A 25,375-nucleotide genomic window follows, 5' to 3' on the forward strand; every position below is an offset into this window, starting at 1 on the left:
GGGTGACAGCAGACCACCCTTCGAGGAGGTACCGCATATGACCCACACCCCTCCTGCGACGCAGCCGGTCAAGGCCGCGTGCACGTGCGGCCCAGGCTGCTCCTGCGGCTGCCAGTCCGGCGGGCCGTGCCAGTGTGGCGGCTGCGGCTAGCAGCCGGCGCGCATGTCACTCACGGGGAGGGGCCCCGGCCGGTCGGTCCGGCCGGGGCCCCTCTCACGGCGCGGGCGGTCCGGGCCCGCCGCGGGGTCTACGGGCCGTACGAGCCGTCCCGGCCCTCCGCGTGCAACCGGGTGTGACCGGCGGGTGTGACTACGCCTCGCCGCTGTCGTCCCCGGCCTCCGCCTCGTCCTCGCCGTCCTCGTCCGCGACAGGGCTCGGGGGCTGTGTGGCCGGTGTCGCCCCGGTGAGGTAGGCGGAGACGACGACATTGGCGCTGTACGCGCGGCGGGTCTTGTCGTAGCTGCCGCCGCAGGTGATCAGGCGGAGCTCGGCGCGGTCCGGCTCACGCGCCCCGTAGACCTTCTCGGCGTCGAACTGGTCGTTGGCGACCACCGAGATGTCCTCGATGACGAACTCGGCGACGGAGCCGTCCTGGCGGGCGACCCAGATGTGCTGGCCGCGCTTGACGACGCTGAGGCCGGCGAAGACGGCGAGGGCCCGGTCGGTGTCCACGTGGCCGACGAGGACGGCGGCGCCCGCGCTGCCGGGCTGCGGCCCGTCCTTGTACCAGGCGACGGAGTTGGCCCGCTCGTACGGCGGTGGTTCGACGCCGCCCAGCGGGTCGAGGCCATGGCCCTCGATGGGGGCCTTCAGGCCGATGGCCTTGATGGCCAGGGTCTTGGGATCGGTCTGGGGGCCCGCCCCCGGCAGCGGGTCGTGCGCCGGGGGCAGGCCGTGCGCGGGAGAGTGGCCCTTGGCCGCGACACCGCCGGGAGCCTTGGAGAGCTCTCCCGCGGTACCACTGCCACACAGGCACAGGGCGAGCAGCAAGGCCGCCCAGGCCACTCCTGTCAGCAGGCGGCGACGGCCACCTGTGCGCGGTTCTGACATGTCGCCCGTTCTCTTCCCGTCACTGCTTGGCGGTGTTGACGCGGCGGCGGTACCAGACCATGCCGCCGACCAGACCCGCCGCCGCCGTGGCGCCGAGGATCAGGACAGGGGCGTCGGGGACCGACGAGGCCGTTGCCGCGAGCGCGGCAGCACCGCCACCCGCGTGCGAGGGGTGGTGCGGGCGGTGACCGTCGTGGCGGCCGTCGTGGTCCTTACGGCCGTCGTGGTCGTCGTGACGCCCGTCGTGGTCGTGGCGACCGTCGTGGTCGTCGTGGCGACCGTCGTGGTCGTGACGCCCGTCGTGGTCGTCGTGACGGCCGTCGTGGTCGTGACGCCCGTCGTGGTCGTGGCGACCGTCGTGGTCGTCCTTACGGCCGTCGTGGTCGTCCCAGTCGTCGTCGTGGTCGTGACGCCCGTCGTGGTCCTTGCGGCCGTCGTGGTCGTCACGTCCGTCGTGGTCGTGGCGACCGTCGTGGTCGTGGCGACCGTCGTGGTCGTGACGCCCGTCGTGGTGACCCTTGTGGCCGTCGTGCTCGTCGCAGTCGTCGTCATCGTGGTGACGACCGTCGTGGTGGTCCTTGTGACCGTCGTGGTCGTGACGGCCGTCGTGGTCGTGGCGACCGTCGTGGTCGTGACGCCCGTCGTGGTCGTGGCGACCGTCGTGATGGCCGGGGCCGTCGGTCTCGGGGACGACTCCGACCTCACCGGCCGCAGGGGCCGAGGTGCCGAAGGCGTAGGCAGGGACGACGGGGGCCGCACAGACAGCGACGACCGTCGCAGCACCGCATATGGCGGAGCGGATGGAAACCATGGTGGTACCTCCTTCAATTCACGAGGCTCACCCGGGCTCCCGGCCCGCGCATCCGCTGCGTAGCCGACTTGCTCCATTCGGTGACCGATCCACCCGTTCCGCCCGACGCCGGGGCGGCCGCGGGCCTCGGCCAAATGCGGATCCCCGTACCAACAGCCAACAGTCGCCGGTCGGTCAGAAAGGGAGCCGACACGGGCAGAAAAGTGTGGCGTAAGGGTGGCGTTGGCCTGGCGAAGGAACCTGGCGCGAAACTCGTGCCGAGCGGCCCAGGGAGCCGGGCGGCGCCGGCAAGCTGACGCCCGGCCAGGCCCTGGGCCGCGGGACCCGTTCCCGAGGTGAAGGAGAGAGAGTCCATGCAGGAGCCTACTCAAGAGCCCCGCGGTTCCGACCCCTGGAAGCCCGGCTCCGCGGGCTGGCCGGTCCGCGCCGCGCTGGCCGTGGCGGCCCTCGCGGTCGGCGCGTCACTGATCATCACGAGGACGACGACCGCGTCCGAAGCCGCGCTGTTCGTCGCGCCGGCCTTCGTGATGGCGGGGACGGAGGGCAGGGGCGGCAAGTAGATCCGCGGGATCCGTGCGCGGGCCCGCGCACGGCGGAGCCCCCTGCCCGCGCGCGTCGCGGACAGGGGGCTCGAACGTCCCGTCGGGACTTCCGGCTGTTTCTGCGGGCTACTTCTTCTTGCCCTGGTTCTTCACGGCCTCGATGGCGGCCTTGGCGGCCTCCGGGTCGAGGTAGGTGCCGCCCGGCTTGACCGGCTTGAAGTCGGCGTCCAGCTCGTACGCGAGCGGGATGCCGGTCGGGATGTTCAGGCCCGCGATGTCGGCGTCGGAGACGCCGTCGAGGTGCTTGACCAGCGCGCGCAGGCTGTTGCCGTGCGCGGCGACCAGGACCGTGCGGCCGGCGAGGAGGTCCGGGACGATGCCGTCGTACCAGTACGGCAGCATGCGGACGACGACGTCCTTGAGGCACTCGGTCTTCGGGCGCAGCTCCGGCGGGATGGAGGCGTAGCGCGGGTCGTCGCTCTGCGAGAACTCCGTGCCGTCCTCAAGGGCCGGCGGCGGGGTGTCGTAGGAACGGCGCCAGAGCATGAACTGCTCCTCGCCGAACTCGGCCAGGGTCTGGGCCTTGTCCTTGCCCTGGAGGGCGCCGTAGTGGCGCTCGTTCAGCCGCCAGGAGCGGTGGACGGGGATCCAGTGGCGGTCCGCGGACTCCAGCGCGAGCTGCGCGGTGCGGATGGCGCGCTTCTGGAGGGACGTGTGGACCACGTCGGGGAGCAGGCCGGCGTCCTTGAGCAGCTCACCGCCACGGACTGCCTCCTTCTCACCCTTCTCGTTGAGGTTGACGTCCACCCAACCGGTGAACAGGTTCTTCGCGTTCCACTCGCTCTCGCCGTGGCGGAGGAGGATCAGCTTGTACGGTGCGTCGGCCATGCCCATGAGCGTAATCGACGGTAAGGGTGGCGCCGCGCGCGCTGTCCGTGATAGCGGCGGGCTACGGCCGATTGACGCAGAGCCGCAAATGTCTGGCCCCTCCGCCACCTGCCTGGGTAACTTGCGATCTCGAAGGGTGACACTTACACAGCGGGGGTTGCGGGATGTCGGTGGCGAGCGTCAGACGGGCGGCGCGGGAGAGCGTCTCGGGGCTGCCCCGGGAGTTCTGGTGGCTGTGGACCTCGACGCTGGTCAACCGGCTCGGGGCGTTCGTCTCCATCTTCCTGGCCATGTTCCTCACCGCCGACCAGGGGCGTTCGGCCTCGTACGCCGGGCTCGTCGGCTCACTGCTGGGCCTCGGCAGCGTCGTGTCGTCGATCGGCGGGGGCGTGATGACCGACCGGCTGGGCCGGCGGCCCACCATGCTCGTCGCGCAGGCGTCCACCGCCGTGTCGGTGGCCGTGCTCGGCTTCATGACCGACCCGGTGGCCATCGCGGTCGTCGCCTTCGTGGTGGGCATGGCGAGCAACGCCTCCCGGCCCGCGGTGCAGGCGATGATCGCGGACATCGTGGCCCCGGCGGACCGGGTGCGGGCCTTCGCCCTGAACTACTGGGCGATCAACCTCGGCTTCGCGATCTCCTCGGTCGCGGCGGGCCTCGTCGCCCGCTACAGCTATCTGCTCGGCTTCCTCGGCGAGGCCGCGATGACGCTGGCCTGCGCGGTCCTCGTCTTCGTGAAGGTCCCCGAGTCCCGGCCGGACGGGGCCGCGGCGGGCGGGACCAAGGGTGCCCGGAGCGCCAGGAGTGACGAGCCGGCCGTCAGCATGGGCACCGTGCTGCGCGACGGGCGCTACATGGCCGTCGTCGGCCTGTCCTTCCTCCTCGCCCTGATCTTCATGCAGTCGCAGGTCGCGCTGCCGGTGGCGATGACGGAGGGCGGCTTCTCCACGACGGACTACGGCCTCGCCATCGCGGTCAACGGCGTCCTGATCGTCGCCCTCCAGATCCCCGTGACCCGCTTCATCGAGCACCGGAGCCCGCGGCGGCTGCTGGTCGTCGCCTCGCTCCTCGGCGGCTACGGCTTCGGCCTCACCGCCTTCGCCGACTCGCTGGCGGTCTACGCGCTGACCGTCTGCGTCTGGACCCTGGCGGAGATCATCAGCTCGCCCACGCAGATGGGCCTGGTCGTCCGCCTCTCCCCGGTCCAGGGCCGCGGCCGCTACCAGGGCATGGCGACCCTCGCGTGGGCCGTGGCGGCCCTGGTCGCCCCGGTCGCGGGCGGCACGGTCATCGACCGCTTCGGGGCCGGCGCGCTGTGGGCGGGGTGCGCGGTCGTGGGGACGCTGGCGGCGGGCGGGTACTGGGCGCTGATGCGGGGGCTGACGCCGGCGGGCGGCTCACCGGGCGGTGCGGCCGAGCCGGCCGCCCCGGCGGTGGAGCAGCCGGCCACGGCGGGCTGACACACCGCGCCCCGCAGTCCGCCGCCTAGGCCGCGCCGTCGTCCCCGTCCCCGACCCCGCCGCCGGACGCGCTCGGCTTCGTGAGGCGGGTGAAGGCGTCCAGGTTCCGCGTCGACTCCCCCCGCTCCGTGCGCCACGCGTACTCCTTACGGATCGCCGTCGCGAAGCCCATCTCCAGGAGCGTGTTGAAGCTGCCGTCCGCGTGCTCCAGGACCGTGCCCAGGATCCGGTCGATCTCGTCCGGGGTCACCGCGGCGAGCGGCAGCCGGCCGACGAGGTAGATGTCGCCGAGCCGGTCGGTCGCGTACGCCACGCCGTAGAGCCGGGTGTTGCGCTCCAGGAGCCAGCGGTGCACCGCCGCGTGGTTCTCGTCGGGGCAGCGGACGACGAAGGCGTTGACCGACAGGGAGTGCTTGCCGACGATCAGGGAGACGGTCGTCGACAGCTTGCGCGTGCCGGGGAGCTTCACCACGTACGTGCCGTCGGCCGGGCTCTCCCATTCGAGCCCGGCCTCGTGGAACGTCTGCTCGATGACGGATTTGGCGTCAGACATGGTTCGAGCGTAGGCGACGACGCCGCTCGTTGATCGCCGCGGTGTACACCTCGGCCGTGCCGGCCGCCGCGGTGTCCCAGCCGAAGGAGCGCGCGTGCCGGGCCGCGGCCTCACCCATCCGGCCCGCCAGGCCGGGGTCGTCCGCGAAGCGGCCCAGCGCCCGGCCGTAGTCGGCGGGGTCGTGGCCGGAGACCAGGAAGCCGCTGACGCCGTCGCGCACCGCCACCGGCAGCCCGCCGACCGCGGCCGCGACCACGGGCGTGCCGCAGGCCTGCGCCTCGGCGGCGACCAGGCCGAAGGACTCGCTGTAGGAGGGCATGACGAGCACGGAGGCGGCGCGGTACCAGTCGGCGAGCTGGTCCTGGCCGACCGGCGGGCGGAAGCGGACGACATCGGCGATGCCCAGCTTGGCGGCCAGCTTCTGGAGCCCCTCGGGCTTGGCGAGGCCGCTGCCGCTGGGCCCGCCGACGACGGGGACGACGACGCGCGGGCGCAGCTCCGGCCGCCGGTCGAGGAGGTCGGCGACGGCGCGCAGCAGGATGTCGGGGGCCTTGAGGGGCTGTATCCGCCCGGCGAAGAGCGGGATCAGGGCGTCGGCGGGCAGGCCGAGGCGCCGCCGGGCGGCGGCCCGGCCGTCGGCGGGCGTGAAGCGGTCGAGGTTGACGCCCGGGTGCACGACGGCGACCTTGCCGGGGTCGGCCTCGTAGTGGTGCACGAGCTCCTCGGCCTCGCCGTCGGTGTTGGCGATCAGCCGGTCTGCGGCGCGGACGATCTGGGTCTCGCCGATGACCCGGGCGGCGGGCTCGGGGGCGTCGCCCGCGGCGAGCGCGGCGTTCTTCACCTTGGCCATGGTGTGCATGGCGTGGACGAGCGGGACGCCCCAGCGCTCGGCGGCGAGCCAGCCGACGTGGCCGGAGAGCCAGTAGTGGGAGTGGACGAGGTCGTAGTGGCCGGGCCGGTGGCCGGCCCAGGCCTGCATCACCCCGTGGGTGAAGGCGCAGAGCTGCGCGGGCAGCTCCTCCTTGGCCAGGCCCTCGTACGGTCCGGCGTCGATGTGGCGGACGAGCACGCCGGGCGCCAGCTCGACGGAGGGCGCGAGCCCGCCGGTGGTGGCCCGGGTGAAGATCTCGACCTCGATGCCGATGGTGGCCAGGCGCTTGGCCAGCTCGACGATGTAGACGTTCATGCCGCCCGCGTCGCCCGTGCCCGGCTGGTGCAGGGGCGAGGTGTGGACGCTCAGCATCGCCACGCGGCGCGGCCTGCGGCCGGCGCCGAGGCGCCGGAGCGGGGTGTTGGCGAGCGTACCGAGCGCGCGGCCCCTGCGGGCGCCGAGCCTGGATGCGTACTGGCTCACCGTACGAGTCCTCCGTCCGCCTGGGGCCCCTGGGGGCGTGCACCACCTGTCAACCCCACCAACACCGACAGCGTCGGGTCCCCTTCCCGCTTTGCCAAAAAGTGACGTAGCGCACCGGAGCCCTCACGGTCGGCGCGCTCGCGCCGGGCCCCGCCCGGCGACTGCCGGGGCCGCGGCCCGCACCACTTAGGGTGCTGCCATGGCCCCCCGCACCCCTCCGCCCGGCCGTCCCGTCGGTTCGGTGACGCGCGGGACGACCAACCCGAACCGGCTGCGCCGCATGGACCGCTGGATCGCCGACACGCACGGCGCGGCGCTGCGGGCCAGCGCGGACCCCGTCGCCGTCGACCTCGGCTACGGGGCCGCGCCCTGGACGGCCGTGGAGCTGCTGGGGCGGCTGCGCACGGTGTGCCCGGCGGCGGAGGTCGTCGGCGTGGAGATCGAACCGGCCCGGGTCGCGGCGGCGAAGCCGTACGAGCGGGACGGGCTCTCCTTCACCCACGGCGGTTTCGAGGTGCCGCTCCCGGCGGGCCGGCGGCCGGCGCTGATCCGCGCCGCGAACGTCCTGCGCCAGTACGACGAGGACGAGGTCGCCGCCGTGTGGGCCCGGCTGTGCGCGCGGCTGGCGCCGGACGGGCTGCTCGTCGAGGGCACGTGCGACGAGGTCGGGCGGCGCCACGTCTGGGTCGCGCTCGGCCCCGAGGGCCCGCGCACGGTCACCTTCGCGACCCGCCTCGGCTCCCTGGTCACCCCCTCCGACCTGGCCGAACGCCTGCCGAAGGCGCTCATCCACCGCAATGTGCCGGGCGAGCCGGTGCACGCCTTCCTGCGCGACTTCGACCGGGCGTGGGCGGCGGCGGCGCCGTACGCGTCGCTGAGCGCGCGGCAGCGGTGGATCCGGGCGGTGGGTTCTCTGAAGGGGGACTGGCCGGTGGTGGACGGGGGGCGGCGGTGGCGTCAGGGGGAGGTGACGGTGCGGTGGGGGGCGTTGGCGCCGCGGGGGTAGTTGGCGGTGAGGTGCGGTGCGGTGCGGTACGCCTGCGGCGGGCCTTTTCCCCAGCCCCGCCCCTTCCCGAAACCGGGGAGATCCCCGGACCCCCGGCCGCGCTGACGCGCGGTGTCCTCAAGCGCCGGACGGGCTGAAATCAGCCCGTCCGGAGCTTGAGGACCGGGGTCCGGGGCGGAGCCCCGGTTCCGGGAAGGGGCGGGTAGGGGACAAAGCTCCGCGCAGCGGCACCCGGCACCCACCACCCCCGGCACCCCGTCCGGCAGCATGGAACCCATGGAAGAGCCGCCGATCGTTCAGGCTGCGGGCTGCGTCCTGTGGCGCCGCACCCCCACCGGTGAAGGCATCGAGCTCGCCCTGGTCTTCAGGCCGAAGTGGGCGGACTGGTCACATCCGAAAGGCAAGCTCAAGCGGGGTGAGGGCGCCCGCGAGGCCGCCGTCCGGGAAGTGTGGGAGGAGACCGGCATGACGTGCGCTCTCGGCGCGCCCTTGCCGACGGCGCGCTACGTCGACGCGCAGGGGCGCCCGAAAGAAGTCCGCTACTGGGCGGCGCGAGCGGTGGGCGGCGAGTTCGTACCCAGCCGGGAGGTGAGCCGGATGGTCTGGCTCGCTCCGGACGCCGCGCATGCCACGCTCACGCACGACCGGGACAGAAAGCTGATCTCCGCGCTGCACTCGGTACTCGGCGAAGACGGCGAGGAGATCTGACGGCGGAAAGCGGCTAGGCCCGGCGGACCGGCGGTCGTGGGAAGGGGCGTCCGCCTGGGAGCGAAGTGGTGCGGAAACCGCGTCGCGTCCGGGGCGCCCTGGACACGTACATGAACCGCCGGGGCGCGAGGCGGCAGGTGCGCGCGAGGGTACGCGTCGGATGCACCGCCACGACCACCCGGGGATGACGTGACCGGCGGCCCCGCGGACCGTGCGGCCACCGCCTGCCACCTCGCCGGCTGAACCCTCACCCACAGGCGGCACGCAGGCCCCCCAAGGGCGCGGGCCCGCGCGCACGAATGGCCCGGCGCGCGTCGGCACAGTCATGGAGCCGGCCCACCCCTCACGCCGACGGCCGGTCCATGGTCCTCGAAGAGCTCCGCGTCAGCGCCGGCCACGAGACCCGTGGCGGTCATGCGGACGGCAGCGCCGGCCGCTGCCAGATCCGGCCGAAGGCGTAGCGGGCCGCCTCGACCTCGTGGCGCTGGTCGGCGTGGAGGATGCCCAGCGCGTAGGCCGTGGCCGGGGCGATCCGGGGCGTACGGGCCGCGGTGGCGGCGGCGGCGGCCGCCTCGGCGGCGTCGCGGTGCCGGTCCAGGGCCTGGCCCGCCCCCAGCAGCCGCACGGACAGCGTGGGCTCGGCCTCGGACGCCACGTGCTCGTCCAATACCTCCTGCGCGTACCGCCGCAGCCGCACCAAGCGGCGCACCTGGTGCCACGGCGCGTCCTGCCGCCCCTCGGCCGGCGGCGCGTCGGGGCCCGGCACGGCGGCGAGGCCGTGGGTGAGCGCCTCCGCGTTGTACGGGTGCCCGGCCACGGACAGCGGCAGCGCCTCCGCCGCGTCCGTCAGCCGCCGGTGCGCCTGTTCGGCGAGGCACGGCAGCGCCTCCCGGGCGAGCAGGTCGTGCGCCGCCGGGTCCAGCGGCAGTTCGGAGGCCAGGACGGCCGCGGCGTCCGCGACGGCGTGGAAGCGCGAGGAGCCCAGCGCCTGGAGCGCGGCCGAGTGCGCCCGCGTACGGGCCAGGGTCAGCTGCCGCTCCAGCAGCGCCCCGGCGCGCGCCGCCCCGACCGTGAGGCTCCCCCGCCCGCCGTGCTCCCCCGTGCGCCCGAAGCACCCGCGGGCCCCGTCTGCCCCATCGGCCCCTCCGCCCCCGACAGCCGGTGCAGCGCCCCCCGCAGCCGGGCCAGCCGGGCCGCGTGGGTGTACTCGCGGCCGAGGATGTCCGACAGCCACAGCAGCTCGGAGCGGAGCGGGTCCGTCCAATTGACGTCGGTGAGCGGGCGGTAGACGTGCAGCGTCCCGGCGATCCTGCGGGCGGAACGGCGCAGCATCCGGGCCGCCTCGCTCGCGTCCTCGGCGTCGGCGCCGCTCTCCCGGTGCAGCCTCAGGCTGCGCAGGAAGTCCGCGGCCTGGGCGTGCAGATAGGCCGCCAGGACGGTCCCGGCGGTCGCGTCCGCCGTCCCCGGCGAGGCCGGTCCGGCGGCGGGCGCCCCCCGGTCGGCCCTCCGCGTCGCACCGGCGGTACCGGTCGTCCCGCTGGTCGCACTGATCGTCGTACCGGTCGTCGTGCTGGTGGTCGTACTGGTCGTTGTCGTCACGTCCTGCCCCCCGGCGGTGTGGTCCTCGGTAACCGCGCTCGGCAGGTCATGGGGTCGCTGAGCCACGCCGGCGCCTCCGCGCGTCGATGAGCATCTCCTGTACGTTCCGCAGCGGCTGCCCGTCCGCGTCCGTCGCGTGCCGGGTCCAGTCGCCGTCCGGGCCCAGGTGCCAGGAGGCGGTCGTGTCCGACATCCCGCTCTCCAGCAGCCTGCTGAGCGAGGCGCGGTGCGCGGGGTCGGTGACCCGTACGAGCGCCTCTATCCGCCGGTCGAGGTTGCGGTGCATCATGTCGGCGCTGCCGAGCCAGACCTCCGGCTCACCGCCGTTCCCGAACGCGAAGACGCGTGAGTGCTCCAGGAACCGGCCGAGCACACTCCGCACCCGGATGTTCTCCGACAGGCCGACGACGCCCGGCCGCAGCGCGCAGATGCCGCGCACCCACACGTCCACCGGCACGCCGGCCCGCGCCGCCCGGTAGAGGGCGTCGACGATCGCCTCGTCCACCATCGAGTTGACCTTGATGCGGATGGAGGCGGGCCGGCCCGCGCGGTGGTGGGCGACCTCGTTGCCGATCCGGGCTATCAGCCCGTCACGCAGTGATCTGGGGGCGACGAGCAGCCGCCGGTAGGTCTCGCGGCGGGAGTAGCCGGACAGCCGGTTGAAGAGATCGGAGAGGTCGGCGCCGACCTGCGGGTCGGCGGTGAGCAGGCCGAGGTCCTCATAGAGCCGGGCCGTCTTGGGGTGGTAATTGCCCGTTCCCACATGGGAATAGCGGCGGAGCGTCTCGCCTTCCTGCCGCACGACCAGCGAGAGCTTGCAGTGCGTCTTGAGGCCGACGAGGCCGTAGACGACGTGGCAGCCGGCCTCCTCCAGCTTCCGCGCCCACTTGATGTTGGCCTGCTCGTCGAACCGGGCCTTGATCTCGACGAGGACGAGCACCTGCTTGCCGGACTCGGCCGCGTCTATGAGCGCGTCCACGATCGGCGAGTCGCCCGAAGTCCGGTACAGCGTCTGCTTGATGGCGAGGACGTCCGGGTCGGACGCCGCCTGCTCCAGGAACGCCTGCACGGAGGTGGAGAAGGAGTCGTACGGATGGTGCAGCAGGACGTCGCGCTCGCGCAGCGCGGCGAAGATGTCGGGCGCGGACGCTGACTCGACCTCGGCGAGGTCCCGGTGGGTGCCCGCCACGTACTTGGGGTACTTGAGCTCGGGGCGGTCGAGGGAGGCGATGCGGAAGAGGGCGGTGAGGTCGAGCGGGCCGGGCAGCGGATAGACCTCGGCGTCGGAGATCTTCAGCTCGCGGACGAGCAGGTCGAGGACGTACGGGTCGATGGTCTCCTCGACCTCCAGCCGCACGGGCGGGCCGAAGCGGCGCCGCATGAGCTCCTTCTCCAGCGCCTGGAGGAGGTTCTCCGCGTCGTCCTCCTCGACCTCCAGGTCCTCGTTGCGCGTGACCCGGAACATGTGGTGCGCGAGGACCTCCATCCCCGGGAAGAGCTCCCCGAGATGGGCGGCGATGACGTCCTCCAGCGGGACGTACCGCCGCGCGCCCGCCTCCAGGAACCGCGAGAGGATCGGCGGCACCTTGACCCGGGCGAAGTGGTCGTGGCCGCTGACCGGGTTGCGGACGACCACGGCGAGGTTCAGGGACAGCCCGGAGATGTACGGGAAGGGGTGCGCGGGGTCGACGGCCAGCGGGGTCAGCACGGGGAAGATCTGCTGCCGGAAGAGCGTGCGCAGCCGCTCCTGCTCCTTCTCGGTCAGCTCGGCCCAGCGGATCAGGTGGATGCCGTGCTCGGCGAGCTCGGGCGCGACGTCCTGCTGGTAGCAGGCGGCGTGCCGGGCCATGAGCTCGCGGGAGCGGGTCCAGATCAGCTCCAGGACCTCGCGCGGCTGGAGGCCGGACGCCGAGCGGGTGGCGACTCCGGTGGCGATGCGGCGCTTGAGGCCGGCCACCCGCACCATGAAGAACTCGTCCAGGTTACTGGCGAAGATGGCGAGGAAGTTCGCCCGTTCGAGGAGGGGCGTGGCGGGGTCCTCGGCCAGCTCCAGCACCCGTTCGTTGAACGCCAGCCAGCTGCGCTCCCGGTCCAGGAACCGGCCCTGCGGCAACGGCTCGTCGTCGTACGGGCCCGCGCCCTCGTCCGCGTACGCCGCGTCGCCGTAGGTGCCCAGGTCCGAGGCGTCGAGGTCGGGCTCCAGCGCCGGTGCGGAAGGCGGCGCGACCGCGTACGGGCGGTGCGCGGCGATGGAGCCGACGGAGGGCTGCGGATTGCCGAAACCGTCGCCGTGCGGCCGGTCCGCCCGCGGCAGATCGCCGTTCGACGGGTTCCCGTGCGACGCGTTCCCGTGCGTCGGGTTCCCGTACGACAGGTCTCCGTGCGACACGTCTCCGTGCGACCGGGGGGACGGGCCGTCTGCCGGGGCGCTGGAGGACTGGGTCATGTCCTCATTGTTCCGCGCGAGGGCGGCCGCGGGCGCGCCGGAGCGCTCTCCGGAGAGGCGCGGCGTGGTGTGGGGCCTTCGTTCGGGCGCGACGGGCACGGCGGGCTGCATTCGGCAAGACTCGCAACCGCGGTTGAATCACGGGTAACGCTCACATGGCGCGCAGGGAAGCGGCAGCCCACTCCGGAGCGTCACCGTCCGGCGACACCCGGGCGTGGACGGGCCTTCCGCCCTGGTCTCCCAGGGCTGTCGCGGGCGCCGCGGCCGCCGCCCCGCCCGCGGTCAGGGGTACGACCGCCCGTCAGAGGTACGACCGCCTGTCAGGGGTACGACCGCCTGTCAGGGGTACGACCGCCGCATCCACCACAGCGTGCCCGCGCCCAGAGCCACCGCCGCGGCCAGCACGATTCCCGCGTGGATCCCCTGGAGCGGCCAGAAGTGGGCGGCCGGGTGGTAGTCGACGTACCAGCCGGTGGCGTTGTGCCGGGAGAGGCAGGCCCCTTCGAGCTTCTCCAGGAGGACGCAGTCGGGTTCCGGCAGCCGCCGCCCGGTGGCGGAGACCATGCCCCGCTCGAAGCGCCAGGAGTCGCCGTCCGAGAGCGCGGGGACATCGCGGCCGAGCAGGGTCTCCGGGGAGAGCAGGCGCGGACGGACGGCGGCCAGCGGCCAGTACAGCGCGACCCCGGCCACGGCGGTGCCGGCCATGGCCGGCAGTACGCGCTTGACCAGCAGGCCGGCGAGGGCACCGAGCCCGATCGCGGCCAGCGATCCGGCGACGGGGGCGGTTCCCAGCGCGTCGAAGGCGTCGAACCAGCGCCAGTCGACGAGCAGCGCCCCGGAGTCGGCGGAGTCGACGGACCGCCAGGTCCAGGTGTGGAGCGCCGACAGCACCGAGACGCCGGCGAGCGCGGCCACCACCGGGAGCGCGAGCTTCGCCGCGAACCAGCGCGCCGGCGACACGGACTGGGTCCACGCCATCTTGTACGTACCGGTCTCCAGCTCGCGCGCGACGACGGGTCCGGCGACGAACATCCCGAAGAGCAGCGGCAGCCAGGTGAGCAGGAGGCCGTTGAGGCGCAGGAGGTCGTAGTACTCGTGCTGGAACGCGCCGACGGCCGGGCCCCTTCGCTCGCACGCCGCCGCGCTTTCGCACGCCGCCCGCAGTCCGTTCGCGTCGATGAAGGACATCATCGAGGAGCGCAGCCAGAGCAGTTCGGCGCAGAACGCGAGGAACGCGGCGAGCGCGATCCAGGACGTGAGGCGGTGCTGGCGCCAGACGACCCAGGCGAGCCCGCGCAGGCCCGCCAGGCGGCCGGGGGAGCGCTCCGCGCGGGGCGTGGAGGTCGTGGCCGCCGTCATGCGGCCTTCTTCCAGGAGGAGCGCGGTTCGGCGCTCGGGGTCAGGAGCGCCGGGGCGCCGGGGGCCCGGAGGTGGGCGAGGAGGAGCTCCTCCAGGGACGGATCGGAGGCCCGCCACTCCCCCGCGACGGGGCCCTCCGGGCGTACGAGCGCGGTGAGCTGACGGCCCGTGACGCGCGACTCGACGACCGTGTGGGCGGCGAACTCGCGGGGCGGCCCGGGGGCCTCGTGCCTGCCCACGAGGACGGTGTGCGCGGCGAGCAGGTCCTCGACCTCGCCCGCGAGCCGCACCCGCCCGTCGGCTATCAGCAGCAGGTAGTCGCAGACACCTTCGAGCTCGGCGAGGACGTGCGAGGCCAGGAGGACGGTCGTGGCGTGCTCGGCGGCCTCGGCCATGAGGACGGCCGTCATGTCGTGGCGCACGAGCGGGTCGAGGTCGGCCATGGGCTCGTCGAGCAGCAGCAGCGCGGGCCGCTTGCCGAGGGCGAGGGCGAGCGCCACGCGGGTGCGCTGGCCGCCGGAGAGGTCACCGACGCGGGCCTGCGGGGAGAGGCCGCCGTCGCCGACGAGCCGCTCGGCGGTGGCCTGGTCCCAGCTGCCGGGGTTGAGCTCGCGGCCCATGCGCAGGGTGTCGGCGATGGTGAAGCTGGGGTAGAGCGGCTTCTCCTGGGAGAGGAAGGCGACGTGCGGCCGGACCGCCGGGTCGCCGGGCGGGCGGCCGAAGACGGTCAGCGAGCCGGCGGTGGCCCGGCGGAGCCCGGCGGCGACGGAGAGCAGGGTGGACTTGCCGGCGCCGTTGGGCCCGACGAGCGCGCAGACGCGGCCGGCGGGCACCCGGAAGGAGCAGTCACGCAGGGCCGTGGCACGGCGGTACGCCACCCCGAGGCCGACCGCCTCCAGGGCGGTGCGGTCGGGGTGGAAGGTCAGCTCGGTCATCCGGTCGTCGTCCCCTTGTCCACGTGCTGCGGGTCATGCGGGTCGCGCGGGGTCCGCGCGGTCCGCGGAGTCCGCGGAGTGGCCAGGGCGTCCGAGGCGTCCGGGGTGCCCGAGGACTCTGGTGTGCCTGGGGCCTGACGGGCCTGACGGGCCTGGGCGGCCTGAGAAACCCGGGCAGCCGGGGCGCTCGGCGTCTCCGGGGCGTCCGATGCGCCCGGGGCCTCCGGGGCCCGACGGGCCTGCGGATCCTGGGCGGCCCGAGAACCCCCGGCAACCCGGGTGCCCAGGGTCTCCGGGGCGTCCGAGATGCCCAGGGACTCCGGGGCGTCCGAGGCGCCCAGGGACTCCGGGGCGTCCGAGGCGCCCAGGGACTCCGGGGCGTCCGAGGCGCCCAGGGACTCCGGGGCGTCCGAGGCGCCCAGGGACTCCGGGGCGTCCGAGGCGCCCAGGGACTCCGGGGCGTCCGAGGCGCCCAGGGACTCCGGGGCGTCCGAGGCGCCCAGGGACTCCGGGGCGTCCGGGGCCTCTGATGTGCCCGGGGCCTCCGGGTCCTGACGGGCCTGCGGATCCTGGGCGGCCCGAGAGCCCCGAGCAGCCCGGGTGCCCAGGACTTCCGGGGCGTCCGGGGTACGAGGGCCCTGACGGACCTGCGGGTCCTGGCCGGCCTGCGAGCCCTGGCCGGTCCGAGGACCCCGGGCGGCCCGACCCGCCTGGCCTGCCTCGGCGGCCCGGGCGCCGGACGCGCTCGGGGCGCCGGGCGCGGCGTACGGCCCCGGCCCCGCCCCCTGACCCGCCCCGCCCTCCGGTGCCGGCTCCGGCTCCGGCACAGCCGGGGCCGCCCCCAGGGCCGGTCCCGGTCCCGAGAAGCCCTCCTCCAGTACGGACGCCACCAGCGCGGCCACGTCCTCCCTGTCGAGCCCGGCCGCGCGGGCGCGGTTCATCCAGTCGGCGATCTCCGCGCGCAGCGGCGAGTCGGCGGCGGCCTGCGGCCGGGCGAGTGAGCGCCGGACGAAGGTGCCGAGCCCGGGGCGCGCCTCGACGAGGCCCTCGCGGTCGAGCTCGCGGTAGGCCTTGAGGACGGTATTCGGGTTGATGGCCGTGGCCGCGACGACCTCTTTGGCCGTGGGCAGCTTGTCGCCGGGGGTCAGCAGACCCAGCCGCAGGGCCTGTTTGACCTGCTGGACGATCTGGAGATAGGTGGCGACACCGCTGCGCCGGTCGATGCGGAACTCGACCACGCGCATCACCCTTTCACTACTTGACTAGTGAAAGGGTGATGGAAGCGCCCGACCCCTGTCAAACGGTGGCCGTAAGGGCCACCGGTCAGCTCTCGGTGCGGTACATCAGGTCCGTCTCGTGCACAGCGAACCCCAGCCGCTCGTAGACGGCGACGGCGGGGAGGTTGTCCGCGTCGACGTACAGCATCGCCGTGGGCAGCCCCTGGGCCGCCAGGTGCCGCAGCCCGAGCGTGGTGAGCGCCTTGCCGAGCCCGCCGCCCTGGAAGCCGGGGCGCACCCCGAGGACGTACACCTCGCCGAGGCCCTCCGCGGCGTGCACCTTGGTCCAGTGGAAGCCGACGATCTCGCCGTCCTTCTCGGCCAGGAAGAAGCCCTTGGGGTCGAACCACCCGGCGGCCTTACGGTCGTCGAGGTCACGCTGGGTGAGCGAGCCCTGCTCCGGGTGGTGGGCGAAGGCCGCCGCGTTCAGCGCGAGCCAGGCCGCGTCGTCCTCGCCGGGCCGGAAGGCGCGGACGGTGACACCCTCGGGCAGCGCGGGCTCGGACAGGTCCAGGCCGGCCAGCGGCCGGCGCATCTGGCGCAGCTCGCGGAAGAGGCTCAGGCCGAGCACCTGCGCGAGGTGCCGGGCGGCCGGGTGCCCGCCGTGCGCCCAGACCCGCAGCCGCTTGCCCGACTCCGCCAGCAGGGCGCTGCCCAGCGCCCGCCCGTGCCCGCGCCCCCGGTGGCCCGGGTGCACGACCAGCTCACCCGCCGGCGCCTCCACGGGGTCGCTGTCCTCCAGCTGCGCGTAGCCGACGAGCTCTTCCCCGGCGTTCCGCACGAGCACGTGCCGCACCCCGGCCCGCCGCCCGTCGAGCTGGAGCCGGCCCTGCTCCGAGACGGCCGGCTGCCCGTCCACGGCCGCGGCCTCCGACACCAGCGCCAGCACGTCCCGCGCCAGCTCCGGCGCCAGCTCGTCCAGTACCTCGATCGACCGCTGCCCGCCCACGCCATTCACCACGTCAGTCATGGGTCCGAGCCTACGGGCAGGGGGCGGTGGGGCCCGAGGTCAGTGTCGGCTGTTCAGGAACCCGATGACGGTGGCACCCCACCAGCCGAGCTGCGAGACGAGGACGGTCGAGGCGCAGCGGGCCGTCAGGGCGCGGCTCACGGGGGCGCCGGGCGCGTCACCGGGGGCGTCCGCGCCGCGCGGGCCCGACAGCGCGGCCAGGGCGGGCCCCAGGGTCCACGCGTGCACCCCGTTGAGGGCGACCAGGAGGACGAGGCCGAGCTTGACCTGGGTGAGCGGGGAGCCGGGGTCGGGGTGCAGCAGGACGCCGCTGCCGACAAGTCCCGCGAGGCCGAGCCAGATCGGCAGGTGGACGGCGTCGGCCGTCCGGAGGACCTCCGGCAGCGGGCGCCGGCCGAGCAGCCACAGGAGCCCGAGCCAGTCGACGGTGAGCACCGCGCCGAAGCCGACGACCAGGGAGGCCAGGTGCGCGAAGAGCGCCACGTCGTGGAGGAGCGGGTCGGCCGTCAGGTGGACCGCGGTCCAGACGGCCGCCGCCCACACCGCGCAGACGCCGGCCACCGCGGCGGCGGTCAGGGCGGGTCTGCCGAGTACGGGTGCGGGGGCGGGGCCTGCGTGGGCGGTCACGTGGCGGTTCCTCGGGCGTGCGGAGCGGACTGACAGGCCGGCCCCCCACAGGCCGAACCCGCGGACCGGCACGCCCCATGGAAACTTAGGGAAGCCTTGCCTTGGGCGAGTTCGCCCTTACTAGGCCACACGGCATTCCGCCCGGTCAAGCGGCGTGACCGATTCGTTGCCGCGAAGGACCACGAGGGGCCGCGGACGCGCGCGGAGCCACCCGGGGCCGCCCGGACCGCCCGGACCGGCCCCGGCGGAAGGGCAAGCGCTACCGATTCGTCACCTCAACCCTCCTGCCGTGCTACGCGCGTTGACATAGGCTGCCGCCGACCGATGTACCCGCAGTACCTGCCAATTGCACAAAGGGGAACAAATGCACGCGCCGCCGCCCCGGAAGCGCCTCGCCAGACGGCTGACCGCGACCGCCGTCGCCCTCACCGCCACCGCCGGTGTCCTCGCCTCCGCCGCCCCGGCGAGCGCCGACAGCTCGTGGGGCGGGCTGTGGCACCAGAAGCGGACCGTGGACGTCCAGCTGCTGTCTTTCAACGACCTGCACGGGAACCTGGAGCCTCCGCAGGGCTCCTCCGGCACCGTGACCGAGACGCAGGCCGACGGGACGAAGAAGGCGATACCCGCCGGCGGCGTGGAGTACCTCGCCAACTCGCTCCGCACCGCCCGTAAGGGCCACGAGTACTCGATCACCGCGGCGGCCGGCGACATGATCGGCGCCAGCCCCCTGATGACCGGCCTCTTCCACGACGAGCCGACCATCGAGGCGCTCAACAAGCTCGACCTCGACGTCACCTCCGTGGGCAACCACGAGTTCGACGAGGGCCGCGCCGAGTTGCTGCGCATGCAGAACGGCGGCTGCCACCCCAAGGAAGGCTGCTTCGAGAAGGGCAAGAAGTTCCGCGGCGCGGACTTCCCCTACCTCGCCGCGAACGTGACGGACGAGAAGACCGGCAAGCCGCTCTTCAAGCCGTACACGGTCTGGAAGCACAAGGGCGTGAAGATCGGCATCATCGGCCTCACCCTGAAGGGCACGCCGGACGTCGTCACCGCCGAGGGCGTCAAGGGCCTCAAGTTCGCCGACGAGGTCGCGACGATCGACAAGTACGCCAAGGAGCTCGACCGCCAGGGCGTGAAGTCCATCGTCACCCTCATCCACGAGGGCGGCATGCCCGCCTCCGGCTCGTACAACTTCGACTGCGACACCCCGGGCGCGGGCGCCGGCATCTCCGGCCCGATCGTGGACATCGCGAAGAAGGTCACGCCGAAGGTCGACGCCTTCGTCACCGGCCACACCCACCAGGCCTACGCCTGCACCATCCCGGACCCGTCGGGCGCGCCCCGCACGGTCACGTCGGCGGCCTCCTTCGGCCGGCTCTACACCGACACGACCCTGACGTACGACCGGCGCACCAAGGACATCGTCCGGACGCCCGTGAAGAGCCCCAAGGCCGCGAACCACATCGTGGACCGGGACCAGCCGAAGGCGGCCGACATGACCGCCCTCATCGACCGCTGGAAGAAGCTGGCCGCCCCGGTGGCCAACAAGCCGGTCGGCTACATCTCCGGTGACATCAACGGCCGTGGCTCGGAGGCCTACGAGAAGCCGCTCGGCGACGTCATCACCGACGCGCAGCTGGAGGCCCTCGCCCCGGCCGACAAGGGCGGCGCGCAGATCGCCTTCATGAACCCCGGCGGCATCCGCTCCGACCTGGCCCACAAGGCGTCGGGCGGCGAGGGCGACGGCGTCGTGACGTACGGCGAGTCGTTCACCGTCCAGCCGTTCACCAACATGATGCAGACGAAGGACCTCACCGGCGCGCAGCTGATCGCCCTGCTCCAGCAGCAGGTCAGCGGCCCCAACGAGGCCGAGCCGAAGATCCTTCAGGTCAGTAAGGGCTTCACCTACACGCTCGACCTCACCAAGAAGGGCGCGGCGCGCGTCGACGTGGCCTCGGTGAAGCTGAACGGCACCGCGATCGACCCGGCGAAGACGTACCGCGTCGCGGCGAACGAGTTCCTCGCGGGCGGCGGTGACGGCTTCGTCGCCTTCAAGGACGGCGCGAACAAGCGGGTCGGCGCCTCCGACCTGGACGTCTTCAACGCCTACCTGACGGCGCACTCCTCGGCGACCTCCCCGCTCGCCCCGCCGAAGGCGGACCGCATCACCGTCGTGAAGTAGCACGGCCGTGAAGTAGCGCGCGGAGGAAGTACGAGCGCCGGTGCGTGGCAACGCGCACCGGCGCTCACGCGTGTACGGGCACCAGCGCGCGCCACAACGCCCCGGACGGCGGCCGTTTTTCGGACAACCGGATGGAAAGAACTGGCGCACCCGTCACGCCCGATCCAAGGGAGAGTCCCATGTCGACCACCCGGCGCGTCCTGACCGCCCTCGCCACGACCGTCCTGTTCACCGTCGGCGCGGCCGCGCTGGCGGCGCCCGCGCAGGCGGACGTTCACGCCAGCCTGCTGGGCGGCCTCATCACCGCGGAAACGAACGGCACGATCGACGTGGGCATCGCAGGACAGACGATCCTCAACATCCCGAACGCCGTCGGCCTCTGAGCCGTACGAGCCGGGCCGCGCCGCTAGAGCCTCTCCACCTCCGCGCCCGCCTTCGCCAGCAGCTGCTGGCCGATGTCCAGCAGGGCCCGGCCGCCCGCGAGCTCCTCCCCGATGCGCTTCTCGTCCGGGTCCCGGGGGTCGCGGGTGGCCTGGCCCCGGCCGCGCAGCTCGTTGCCGTCGCGCAGCCGCAGGAGCGCGGCCGCGCGGGTGTGCGTGTCGTTCTCGTCGAACTCGACTTCCACGTGCCAGCCGGCTACCTGCATGGGTGTCTCCTCCGCTGATCCTCGGCGCCGGGTCCGGGTCCCGCGCCGGGCGCGGCGTCCTCGTCCGCCGGACGGGCTTGATCTTCCTTATACCCGACATACCTACTTCTGCCGGGCTTCTCAGCACACACTCAGACTGTTCTCATCCAGCCGGAGCACAGTCGTAGCCATGACCGACAACCACCGCCGCGACGGCGCCCAGGACCCCCAGCAGCACCCGCAGCAGGCCTACGCCTACCCGGCCCCGCCGCCGTACGCGCCGCAGCAGCCGGTGACCACGGCGAGCGGCGTCACCGTCTGGCCCGGTGACGGCGCCGGCGGTCACGGCGGTGGCGGCGGCACCCCGGCCGGCTACGCGGGCTTCGGCGCCCCGGCGCCCGAGCCCGCGGCCACCGGCGGTGTCCCCGCCGGGCACGCCGCGCCCCGCGCCCGCCGCCCCGTCGCCCTGCTCGCCGCCTGCGCGATCCTCGCCGCGGTGGTCGGCGGCGGCTCGGCCGCCCTCGTCGGGCAGCTGACCGGCGGCTCCGGCGGCAGCGGTCACTCCACGCCGGTGCAGAACGTCTCCTCCAAGAGCGGCGGCGTCTCGGCCGTCGCCAAGGCCGTCATGCCGAGCATCGTGGAGATCAAGGCCACCACCGCCTCCGGCGAGTCCACCGGCTCCGGCGTGGTGATCACCGCCGACGGCGAGATCGTCACCAACAACCACGTCGTGGCCGGCGCCGACACCGTGAAGGTGTCCTTCAGCGACGGCGGCACCAGGACCGCGAAGGTCGTCGGCACCGACCCCGACAAGGACCTCGCCCTGATCAAGGTGCAGGGCGCGAGCGGCCTCAAGGCCGCCTCCCTCGGCGACTCCGGCAAGCTCAAGGTCGGCGACGAGGTCGTCGCCATCGGCTCGCCCGAGGGCCTCACCGGCACCGTGACCAGCGGCATCGTCTCCGCCCTCGACCGCGACGTCACCGTCTCCAAGGAGCAGGGCCAGGACGGCCGGCAGCAGCAGCGCCAGGGCGGCGGGCTCCCGCAGTGGCCGTTCGAGTTCGGCGGCAACCAGTACAACGGCGACACGGGCTCGTCCAAGACCACCTACAAGGCGATCCAGACCGACGCCTCCCTCAACCCCGGCAACTCCGGCGGCGCGCTGATCAACATGAACGGCGAGATCGTCGGCATCAACTCCGCCATGTACGCGGGCGCCGGGTCCGGGTCCGGGGACGCCGGCAGCGTCGGCCTCGGCTTCGCCATCCCGGTCAACACCCTCAAGGCCGACCTGGCCAAGCTGCGCGCGGGCGGCACCGGCGGCTGACGCCCACCCGACCCGGCGGCGTGCGAGGCTGAGAGCGCCCCTGACCCCCGAACCGCGAGGTAAAGCCGATGAGCCCCGCCGACCACGGCGACCAGCCCGCCCGCATCCTGATCGTGGACGACGAACCCGCCGTCCGTGAGGCGCTGCGCCGCAGCCTCGCCTTCGAGGGATACGGCACCGAGCTGGCCGTCGACGGGCTCGACGCGCTCGGCAAGGTGGACGCCTACGCCCCCGAGCTGATCGTCCTCGACGTGCTCATGCCGCGCATGGACGGCCTCACCGCCGCCCGCCGGCTGCGCGCCTCCGGCGTCACCGTGCCGATCCTGATGCTGACCGCCCGCGACACGGTCGGCGACCGGGTCACCGGCCTCGACGCCGGCGCCGACGACTATCTGGTCAAGCCGTTCGAGCTGGACGAGCTGCTGGCCCGCATCCGCGCCCTGCTGCGCCGCAGCTCCTACGCGGCGGCGGCGCCCGCCGAGGACCGCGCCCTGACCTTCGCGGACCTGCGGATGGACCCCGACACCCGCGAGGTCACCCGCGGCGGCCGCGCCGTGGAGCTCACCCGCACGGAGTTCACCCTCCTGGAGCTCTTCCTCGCCCACCCCCGCCAGGTCCTCACCCGCGAGCAGATCCTCAAGTCCGTGTGGGGCTTCGAGTTCGAGCCCTCCTCCAACTCCCTGGACGTCTACGTGATGTACCTGCGCCGCAAGACCGAGGCGGGCGGCGAGCCGCGCCTCGTCCACACCGTGCGCGGCGTCGGCTACGTCCTGCGCGCGGAAGGCGGCGGCGCCGAGTGATCGGACGGTTCCGCCGGCTGCCGCTGCGGTCGCGGCTGGCGCTGCTGACGGCCGTGGCCGTGGCCGTCGCGGTCGCGGTCGTCGCGGCCGTGTCCTGGGTCGTCCTCAAACAGCAGCTCGAACAGCAGCGGGACACCACCCTGACCAATGTGCGCCCGGCGGACGAGACCGTCGTCGACCTGCTCAACACCTGCGGCAACGGCACGCGCCCGTACCCCAGCCCGTACACCGTGCAGATCATCACTGCGCGCGGCGCGGTCTGCACGACGGCCGGGAAGTCGCCGGTCACGGTGGACTCCCGCGACCTGGCCGTGGGCCTGGGGCAGGACCCGGTGCTGCACGACGCGCACGCGAAGGACGGCAAGGAGATGCGCGTCGCGACCTCGCGCAGCACCGTGCCGGGCGTCTACGCGGTCTCCATCGCCCAGCCCGCGAGCGACATCGACAAGCCGCTGAACAAGCTCGCGCTCGTGCTCGTCCTCACGGCCGGCGTCGGCGTGCTCGGCGCCGCCACGGCGGGCCTCGGCATCGCCCGCGCGGGCCTGCGGCCCGTGGACCGGCTCACGGACGCGGTCGAGCACATCGCCCGCACGGAGGACCTGGCGGTCCGCATCCCCGTCGACGGCGAGGACGAGATCGCGCGGCTGTCCCGCTCGTTCAACTCCATGACCGCCGCGCTCGCCTCCTCCCGCGACCGCCAGCAGCAGCTCATCGCGGACGCCGGCCACGAACTGCGCACCCCGCTCACCTCTTTGCGCACCAACATCGACCTGCTCGTCCGCAGCGAGGAGACCGGCCGGGCAATCCCCCCGGACGACCGCCGCGAGCTCCTGACCAGCGTCAAGGCCCAGATGACGGAGCTGGCCGCGCTCATCGGCGACCTCCAGGAACTCTCCCGCCCGGAGACCGCGCCGGGCAGCGGCCCGGTCCAGGTCATCGCCCTTCACGAGACCGCCGAACGAGCGGTCGAACGCGCCCGGCTGCGCGGCTCGGGCCTCACCTTCGAGGTGCACCTGGAGGACTGGTACGTACGCGCCGAACCGGCCGCGCTGGAACGGGCCCTGGTCAACCTGCTCGACAACGCGGTGAAGTTCAGCCCGCCCGGGGGAACGGTCTCCGTGGCCCTGTCGGCGGGCGAACTGACCGTACGGGACCACGGCCCGGGCATCCCGGCGGCGGAACTCCCGCACGTCTTCGACCGGTTCTGGCGGTCGCCGTCGGCGCGGAGCCTGCCGGGGAGCGGGTTGGGGTTGTCGATCGTGGCGCGGACGGTTGAGCGGGCGGGTGGGTCCGTACGGCTGTCGGCGGCGGGTGACGGAGGGGGTGGGACGGTGGCGTCCGTACGGCTCCCGGGTGCGACGACGGCGCCGCCGCCGCTGTAGGCGGGGCCTTTCCCCAGCCCCGCCCCTTCCCGAAACCGGGGAGATCCCCGGGCCCCCGTTCCGCGCTACGCGCGGTGGCCTCAAACGCCGGCCGGGCTGGATGTGCCCCTGTCCGAGGCTGGCTTTCCCCCTGCGCCAGGGCCGGTTTTCCCGCCCGGTTCCGGGCGATAAATCAGCCCGTCCGGGGGCACCTCCCAGCGGTAGCTGGGGGAGTTTGAGGACCGGGGTCCGGGGCGGAGCCCCGGTTCGGGAAGGGGCGGGGTGGGGACAAGGCCCCGCGCAGCGGCTACCTCGCCGCCAACGCCCCCGCCGCCACCTCACCGATCGCCGCCACAGCCACCGGCACCTGAGACGCCGTCACATCGATATGCGTCACCACCCGCACAGTCGTCGGCCCGAACACACTCACCCGCACCCCGAACCGCTCATACGTCCGCTTCCCGAACTCCGCAGCGGAAAGCCCCGTCTCCGCCACATCGAAAAGAACGATGTTCGTATCGACGTGCTCGGGCCGCACCACAAGCCCCTCGATCGACGCCAGCGACTCCGCCAGCACCCGCGCGTTCGCGTGGTCCTCGGCCAGCCGCGCCACGTGGTGGCGGAGGGCGTAGACGCCGGCCGAGGCGATGACGCCGGCCTGGCGCATGGCGCCGCCCCAGCGCTGCTTGAGGCGCCAGGCCTGGTCGATGAAGTCCTGGGTGCCGGCGAGGATGCCGCCGACGGGGGCGCCGAGGCCCTTGCTGAGGTCGACGAAGACGGAGTCGAAGTGCGCGGCGTAGACGTGCGGCTCGACACCGCTGGCGACGGAGGCGTTGAGGAGGCGGGCGCCGTCCATGTGGGCCCACATGCCGTGTTCCCGGCCGATCCCGGTGATCTCCTGGATGCGCTCCAGCGGCCAGATCGTGCCGCCGCCCGCGTTGGAGGTCTGCTCGATGACGACGCCGCTGGTGACGGGCGCGTAGCGGCTGGCGGGGCGGATCGCCGCGCGGAACTGCTCGGCGGTGAACACGCCGCGCTCGCCGTCCAGGGCCCGGACGTTGATGCCGCTGAGCGCGGCGGGGCCGCCGACCTCGTAGTTGATGATGTGGGCGGTGCGGTCGGTGAGGACCTCGTCGCCGGGCCGCGAGTGGACGGCCAGCGCGATCTCGTTGCACATGGTGCCGGAGGGCAGGAAGACGGCGGCTTCCTTGCCGAGGAGCTCGGCGGCCATGGCGGTGAGCTCGTTGACGCTGGGGTCCTCGCCCTTCTGCTCGTCGCCGAGGGGGCCTCGGCCATGAAGGCGCGCATCTCGGGGGTGGGAAGCGTGATGGTGTCGCTGTACAGGTCGACAAGCGGACGCTGTACCTGGGCAGGAGTACTCACGTGCGTGCTCTTTCGTCGGGTCTGACGCTGCGGCTTCGCGCCGGGATGGGGCGCGGGCGGCGCCCGCCGGGATATGACGGGACGCCACAATCCGTCACGGAGTGTGACGAAGCT

Annotated in this window: 21 protein-coding genes and 2 pseudogenes; 9 read left to right on the top strand and 14 right to left on the bottom strand. The window is 73.6% G+C overall.

The window, feature by feature from the left end; translation table 11 throughout:
- Positions 1-310: 310 nt before the first annotated feature.
- Both SMD11_RS14185 and SMD11_RS35440 read right to left on the bottom strand, forming a co-directional pair.
- The gene (locus SMD11_RS14185; protein WP_087926822.1) at positions 311-1,051 is read right to left on the bottom strand and encodes a class F sortase; all 741 of its coding nucleotides are present in this window, start codon (positions 1,049-1,051) and stop codon (positions 311-313) included.
- A gap of 19 nt (positions 1,052-1,070) precedes the next feature.
- Complete coding sequence (locus SMD11_RS35440) at positions 1,071-1,862, bottom strand: hypothetical protein (RefSeq protein ID WP_159395300.1); 792 nt, start codon at positions 1,860-1,862, stop codon at positions 1,071-1,073.
- A 353-nt stretch (positions 1,863-2,215) separates the two neighbouring features.
- On the opposite strand from SMD11_RS35440, the gene SMD11_RS14195 reads away from it, so the two are divergent.
- Positions 2,216-2,422 (top strand): hypothetical protein, encoded by a 207-nt coding sequence (locus SMD11_RS14195; RefSeq protein ID WP_087926824.1) that lies wholly within the window; start codon positions 2,216-2,218, stop codon positions 2,420-2,422.
- Between the two features lie 108 nt (positions 2,423-2,530).
- Here the strand turns inward: SMD11_RS14195 and SMD11_RS14200 are convergent, their stop codons facing one another.
- Positions 2,531-3,292, bottom strand: coding sequence for a phosphoglyceromutase (locus tag SMD11_RS14200; RefSeq protein ID WP_087930494.1), 762 nt, complete (start codon positions 3,290-3,292; stop codon positions 2,531-2,533).
- Between the two features lie 164 nt (positions 3,293-3,456).
- Between SMD11_RS14200 and SMD11_RS14205 the strand changes: the two genes are divergently transcribed.
- Complete coding sequence (locus tag SMD11_RS14205; RefSeq protein WP_087926825.1) at positions 3,457-4,752, top strand: MDR family MFS transporter; 1,296 nt, start codon at positions 3,457-3,459, stop codon at positions 4,750-4,752.
- A gap of 25 nt (positions 4,753-4,777) precedes the next feature.
- Here SMD11_RS14205 and SMD11_RS14210 read toward each other — a convergent pair whose 3' ends face one another.
- Both SMD11_RS14210 and mshA read right to left on the bottom strand, forming a co-directional pair.
- On the bottom strand, positions 4,778-5,305 hold the full coding sequence (locus SMD11_RS14210) for a YbjN domain-containing protein (protein ID WP_087926826.1): 528 nt from the start codon (positions 5,303-5,305) through the stop codon (positions 4,778-4,780).
- Positions 5,298-6,659, bottom strand: a complete 1,362-nt coding sequence (gene mshA, locus SMD11_RS14215) for a D-inositol-3-phosphate glycosyltransferase (protein WP_234366034.1) — start codon at positions 6,657-6,659, stop codon at positions 5,298-5,300. Before mshA ends, SMD11_RS14210 begins: the two co-directional genes overlap by 8 nt.
- A 199-nt stretch (positions 6,660-6,858) precedes the next feature.
- Between mshA and SMD11_RS14220 the strand changes: the two genes are divergently transcribed.
- Both SMD11_RS14220 and SMD11_RS14225 read left to right on the top strand, forming a co-directional pair.
- Entirely contained in the window at positions 6,859-7,665 is an 807-nt protein-coding gene (locus tag SMD11_RS14220) for an SAM-dependent methyltransferase (RefSeq protein WP_087926827.1), read from the top strand.
- A gap of 276 nt (positions 7,666-7,941) precedes the next feature.
- A complete protein-coding gene (locus tag SMD11_RS14225) occupies positions 7,942-8,373 on the top strand; it encodes an NUDIX hydrolase (RefSeq protein WP_087926828.1) in 432 nt (143 codons plus the stop codon).
- 412 nt (positions 8,374-8,785) lie between these two features.
- Here SMD11_RS14225 and SMD11_RS14230 read toward each other — a convergent pair.
- The 7 genes and pseudogenes from SMD11_RS14230 to SMD11_RS14265 all read right to left on the bottom strand — a co-directional run bounded on the left by SMD11_RS14230 (position 8,786) and on the right by SMD11_RS14265 (position 17,586).
- A pseudogene (locus SMD11_RS14230) lies at positions 8,786-9,807 on the bottom strand (CHAD domain-containing protein).
- Positions 9,808-10,018: 211 nt separating this feature from the next.
- Positions 10,019-12,286 carry an RNA degradosome polyphosphate kinase gene (locus tag SMD11_RS14235; RefSeq protein WP_087930496.1) on the bottom strand — a complete coding sequence of 756 codons (2,268 nt, stop codon included), beginning with the start codon at positions 12,284-12,286 and terminating at the stop codon, positions 10,019-10,021.
- Between the two features lie 471 nt (positions 12,287-12,757).
- A complete protein-coding gene (locus SMD11_RS14240; protein ID WP_087926829.1) occupies positions 12,758-13,777 on the bottom strand; it encodes a translation initiation factor IF-2 in 1,020 nt (339 codons plus the stop codon).
- On the bottom strand, positions 13,774-14,712 hold the full coding sequence (locus tag SMD11_RS14245) for an ABC transporter ATP-binding protein (RefSeq protein ID WP_087926830.1): 939 nt from the start codon (positions 14,710-14,712) through the stop codon (positions 13,774-13,776). Before SMD11_RS14245 ends, SMD11_RS14240 begins: the two co-directional genes overlap by 4 nt.
- Before the next feature lie 848 nt (positions 14,713-15,560).
- Positions 15,561-15,950 (bottom strand): annotated as a pseudogene (locus SMD11_RS14255) (GntR family transcriptional regulator); the annotation flags it as partial.
- A gap of 85 nt (positions 15,951-16,035) precedes the next feature.
- Complete coding sequence (gene mshD, locus SMD11_RS14260; RefSeq protein ID WP_087926831.1) at positions 16,036-16,959, bottom strand: mycothiol synthase; 924 nt, start codon at positions 16,957-16,959, stop codon at positions 16,036-16,038.
- Positions 16,960-16,998: 39 nt separating this feature from the next.
- Positions 16,999-17,586, bottom strand: a complete 588-nt coding sequence (locus SMD11_RS14265; RefSeq protein WP_199843876.1) for a hypothetical protein — start codon at positions 17,584-17,586, stop codon at positions 16,999-17,001.
- A 364-nt stretch (positions 17,587-17,950) separates the two neighbouring features.
- Here SMD11_RS14265 and SMD11_RS14270 point away from each other — a divergent pair, with 364 nt between their 5' ends.
- Both SMD11_RS14270 and SMD11_RS14275 read left to right on the top strand, forming a co-directional pair.
- Positions 17,951-19,768: a bifunctional metallophosphatase/5'-nucleotidase gene (locus SMD11_RS14270; RefSeq protein ID WP_087926832.1), complete on the top strand. Its 1,818-nt coding sequence runs from the start codon at positions 17,951-17,953 to the stop codon at positions 19,766-19,768.
- A gap of 179 nt (positions 19,769-19,947) precedes the next feature.
- Entirely contained in the window at positions 19,948-20,151 is a 204-nt protein-coding gene (locus tag SMD11_RS14275) for a hypothetical protein (RefSeq protein WP_087926833.1), read from the top strand.
- A gap of 23 nt (positions 20,152-20,174) precedes the next feature.
- Here SMD11_RS14275 and SMD11_RS14280 read toward each other — a convergent pair whose 3' ends face one another.
- Complete coding sequence (locus SMD11_RS14280) at positions 20,175-20,414, bottom strand: DUF1876 domain-containing protein (protein ID WP_087926834.1); 240 nt, start codon at positions 20,412-20,414, stop codon at positions 20,175-20,177.
- Positions 20,415-20,583: 169 nt separating this feature from the next.
- Here SMD11_RS14280 and SMD11_RS37065 point away from each other — a divergent pair, with 169 nt between their 5' ends.
- The 3 genes from SMD11_RS37065 (at position 20,584) to SMD11_RS14295 (ending at position 23,899) form a co-directional block, all read left to right on the top strand.
- The gene (locus tag SMD11_RS37065; RefSeq protein ID WP_087926835.1) at positions 20,584-21,717 is read left to right on the top strand and encodes a S1C family serine protease; all 1,134 of its coding nucleotides are present in this window, start codon (positions 20,584-20,586) and stop codon (positions 21,715-21,717) included.
- Between the two features lie 68 nt (positions 21,718-21,785).
- Positions 21,786-22,517 carry a response regulator transcription factor gene (locus tag SMD11_RS14290; RefSeq protein WP_087926836.1) on the top strand — a complete coding sequence of 244 codons (732 nt, stop codon included), beginning with the start codon at positions 21,786-21,788 and terminating at the stop codon, positions 22,515-22,517.
- A complete protein-coding gene (locus SMD11_RS14295) occupies positions 22,514-23,899 on the top strand; it encodes a sensor histidine kinase (protein WP_087926837.1) in 1,386 nt (461 codons plus the stop codon). Before SMD11_RS14290 ends, SMD11_RS14295 begins: the two co-directional genes overlap by 4 nt.
- 286 nt (positions 23,900-24,185) lie before the next feature.
- Here the strand turns inward: SMD11_RS14295 and SMD11_RS14300 are convergent, their stop codons facing one another.
- Complete coding sequence (locus tag SMD11_RS14300) at positions 24,186-25,349, bottom strand: threonine aldolase family protein (RefSeq protein WP_267896824.1); 1,164 nt, start codon at positions 25,347-25,349, stop codon at positions 24,186-24,188.
- Between the last annotated feature and the right edge of the window lie 26 nt (positions 25,350-25,375).

Source organism: Streptomyces albireticuli, from assembly GCF_002192455.1.
Lineage (GTDB): Bacteria > Actinomycetota > Actinomycetes > Streptomycetales > Streptomycetaceae > Streptomyces > Streptomyces albireticuli_B.

Bases quoted from the DNA above. Each gene is read 5' to 3' on its own strand.
- SMD11_RS14195 (WP_087926824.1), top strand. From the start codon at position 2,216: ATGCAGGAGCCTACTCAAGAGCCCCGCGGTTCCGACCCCTGGAAGCCC.
- SMD11_RS14220 (WP_087926827.1), top strand. From the start codon at position 6,859: ATGGCCCCCCGCACCCCTCCGCCCGGCCGTCCCGTCGGTTCGGTGACG.
- SMD11_RS14290 (WP_087926836.1), top strand. From the start codon at position 21,786: ATGAGCCCCGCCGACCACGGCGACCAGCCCGCCCGCATCCTGATCGTG.
- SMD11_RS14280 (WP_087926834.1), bottom strand. From the start codon at position 20,414: ATGCAGGTAGCCGGCTGGCACGTGGAAGTCGAGTTCGACGAGAACGAC.
- SMD11_RS14185 (WP_087926822.1), bottom strand. From the start codon at position 1,051: ATGTCAGAACCGCGCACAGGTGGCCGTCGCCGCCTGCTGACAGGAGTG.
- SMD11_RS14245 (WP_087926830.1), bottom strand. From the start codon at position 14,712: ATGACCGAGCTGACCTTCCACCCCGACCGCACCGCCCTGGAGGCGGTC.
- mshD (WP_087926831.1), bottom strand. From the start codon at position 16,959: ATGACTGACGTGGTGAATGGCGTGGGCGGGCAGCGGTCGATCGAGGTA.
- SMD11_RS37065 (WP_087926835.1), top strand. From the start codon at position 20,584: ATGACCGACAACCACCGCCGCGACGGCGCCCAGGACCCCCAGCAGCAC.
- SMD11_RS14270 (WP_087926832.1), top strand. From the start codon at position 17,951: ATGCACGCGCCGCCGCCCCGGAAGCGCCTCGCCAGACGGCTGACCGCG.
- SMD11_RS14240 (WP_087926829.1), bottom strand. From the start codon at position 13,777: ATGACGGCGGCCACGACCTCCACGCCCCGCGCGGAGCGCTCCCCCGGC.
- SMD11_RS14225 (WP_087926828.1), top strand. From the start codon at position 7,942: ATGGAAGAGCCGCCGATCGTTCAGGCTGCGGGCTGCGTCCTGTGGCGC.
- SMD11_RS14275 (WP_087926833.1), top strand. From the start codon at position 19,948: ATGTCGACCACCCGGCGCGTCCTGACCGCCCTCGCCACGACCGTCCTG.
- SMD11_RS35440 (WP_159395300.1), bottom strand. From the start codon at position 1,862: ATGGTTTCCATCCGCTCCGCCATATGCGGTGCTGCGACGGTCGTCGCT.
- SMD11_RS14210 (WP_087926826.1), bottom strand. From the start codon at position 5,305: ATGTCTGACGCCAAATCCGTCATCGAGCAGACGTTCCACGAGGCCGGG.
- SMD11_RS14205 (WP_087926825.1), top strand. From the start codon at position 3,457: ATGTCGGTGGCGAGCGTCAGACGGGCGGCGCGGGAGAGCGTCTCGGGG.
- SMD11_RS14200 (WP_087930494.1), bottom strand. From the start codon at position 3,292: ATGGCCGACGCACCGTACAAGCTGATCCTCCTCCGCCACGGCGAGAGC.